Genomic DNA, 2388 nt, shown 5'->3' with positions numbered 1-2388 from the left:
GACCGAGGCGATGAAGGAGCTCTCGGCCGCCGCGGGCGTGGGCGACGCGGTCGTGGTGAACACCTGCGCCGTGACCGCCGAGGCCGTCCGCAAGGCGCGGCAGGAGATCCGGCGCCTCCGCCGCGCGCATCCCGAGGCGCGGCTCGTCGTCACGGGCTGCGCCGCGCAGACCGAGCCCGAGACCTTCCGCGCCATGCCCGAGGTCGACCTCGTCATCGGCAACACCGAGAAGATGCGCCCCGAAACGTGGCGGGGCCTCGCCGCCGACTTCATCGGCGAGACCGAGAAGGTGCAGGTCGACGACATCATGTCGGTGCGGGAGACGGCCGGCCACCTGATCGACGGCTTCGGCACCCGGTCGCGCGCCTACGTCCAGGTGCAGAACGGCTGCGACCACCGCTGCACCTTCTGCATCATCCCCTACGGGCGCGGGAACTCGCGGTCGGTCCCGGCGGGCGTCGTGGTGGACCAGATCCGGCGTCTGCGGGATCGCGGCTACAACGAGGTCGTGCTGACCGGCGTGGACCTCACGAGCTGGGGCGCGGACCTCCCGGGCGAGCCGAGGCTCGGCGATCTCGTCATGCGCATCCTGCGCCTCGTGCCGGACCTGCCCAGGCTCAGGATCAGCTCGATCGACTCGATCGAGGCGGACGAGAACCTGATGGCCGCCATCGCCACCGAGCCGCGCCTGATGCCGCATCTCCACCTTTCGCTCCAGCATGGCGACGACCTGATCCTGAAGCGGATGAAGCGGCGGCACCTGCGCGACGACGCGATCCGCTTCTGTCAGGAGGCGCGGGCGCTGCGGCCCGGGATCACCTTCGGCGCCGACATCATCGCGGGTTTCCCGACCGAGACCGAGGCGCAGTTCGAGAACTCGCTCCGCCTCGTCGCGGATTGCGGGCTGACCTGGCTCCACGTCTTCCCCTACTCGCCGCGCAAGGGCACGCCCGCCGCGCGGATGCCGCAGGTGGACGGCGCGACGATCCGCGAGCGCGCCGCGCGGCTGCGGGCGGAAGGCGAGAAGGCCGTGGCCGCCCACCTCGCCGCGCAGGTCGGACGCACGCACACCGTCCTGATGGAATCCCCCCGCATGGGCCGGACGGAGCAGTTCACCGAGGTCGCATTCGCCGAGGACAGGCCGGAAGGCGCGATCGTCCGCGCCACCGTCACGGGGCACGACGGGCGACTGCTCCTCGCCTGAGGTCGCTCTCCGCCCAAATGGACAAGCCACGGCGCCGGGGCTACACCCGCAGCAACAGGCACACCCACAGGAGCGCATCCCCATGCCGCAGGTTCTCGGATCCAACGCCTCGCCCTTCGTCCGCAAGGTGCGCGTCCTGATGCTCGAGGCCGGCATCGCGGACGTGGACTACGTGCAGGTCACGGCGTCGCCCATGGGCGGCGAGGACCGCGTGAACACGGCGAACCCGCTCGGCAAGATCCCCGCGCTGGTGCGCGAGGACGGGCCGACGATCTACGACAGCAACGTGATCTGCCGCTATCTCGACGACCGTGCGCAGGCGGGGCTCTACCCTCAGGCCCGCCTCTGGGAGGTTCTGACCCTCGAGGCGACGGCGGACGGCATCATGGAAGCCGCGCTCGCCATCGTCTACGAGAAGCGCTTCCGCCCGGAGGAGTTGTGGTGGGACGTCTGGTTCGAGGCGCAGTGGACCAAGGTCGCCCGCGCCCTCGACGCGGTGGAGCGCAACTGGCTCAGCCATCTCGAGGGCCCCGTGCACATGGGGCAGGTCGCGCTCGGCTGCGCGCTGGGGTATCTCGACCTCCGCCACGGCGAGCGGAACTGGCGCGACGGGCGGCCGGGCCTCGCCGCCTGGTACGAAGCCTTCGCCGCGCGCCCCTCGATGACGGCGACCGTCCCGCCCGCGACATGAGGATCGCCGTCGCGCAGACCGAAGCCGCGCGGCAGACCTGCTTCGACATCCGCCGCGCGGTCTTCATCGTCGAGCAGGAGATCCCCGAGGCCGAGGAGTGGGACGAGCACGACGCCGGGGCGGTCCACTTCCTCGGCGACGTGGACGGCGTCCCGACGGCTACCGCACGGCTGATCGCGAGGGGCGGCACGGCCAAGATCGGGCGCGTCGCCGTCTTGCGGCAGGCGCGCGGCACCGGCCTCGGCCTCGCGCTGATGCGGCACGTTCTGGACCATGCGCGCGCGCGGGGCTTCACCGAGGGCGCGCTCGACGCGCAGACCTACGCCCTCCCCTTCTACGAGCGCCTCGGCTTCGTCGCGGAGGGCCCCGAATTCGACGACGGTTCGGGCATCCTGCACCGGCACATGCGCCTCGATCTCGCTGCGCGCCCGGACGACCGGGGGAATCGCGCGGCCTTCCCCGACGCCGGACCCGCAACCCCTTCCATTGGCAG

At 71.7% G+C, this 2388-nt stretch carries 3 protein-coding genes; all 3 read left to right on the top strand.

The genetic code is table 11. The features are described 5' to 3' along the window. Positions 1–1204: tRNA (N(6)-L-threonylcarbamoyladenosine(37)-C(2))-methylthiotransferase MtaB (gene mtaB / locus ACTS11_RS07085; protein ID WP_442639628.1), on the top strand; the 1204-nt coding region annotated here is incomplete at its 5' end. 82 nt (positions 1205–1286) lie between these two features. Continuing rightward, on the top strand, positions 1287–1895 hold the full coding sequence (locus ACTS11_RS07080) for a glutathione S-transferase (protein ID WP_442639627.1): 609 nt from the start codon (positions 1287–1289) through the stop codon (positions 1893–1895). Then, the coding region (locus tag ACTS11_RS07075) for a GNAT family N-acetyltransferase (RefSeq protein ID WP_442639626.1) at positions 1892–2388 on the top strand (497 nt) is incomplete at its 3' end. The genes ACTS11_RS07080 and ACTS11_RS07075, both read left to right, overlap by 4 nt.

The organism is Roseicyclus sp. (genome assembly GCF_052168335.1).
Taxonomy (GTDB): domain Bacteria; phylum Pseudomonadota; class Alphaproteobacteria; order Rhodobacterales; family Rhodobacteraceae; genus Roseibacterium.
The sequence above is the reverse complement of the archived record's forward strand: the minus strand, read 5'-3'. Positions and strand labels throughout refer to the sequence as shown.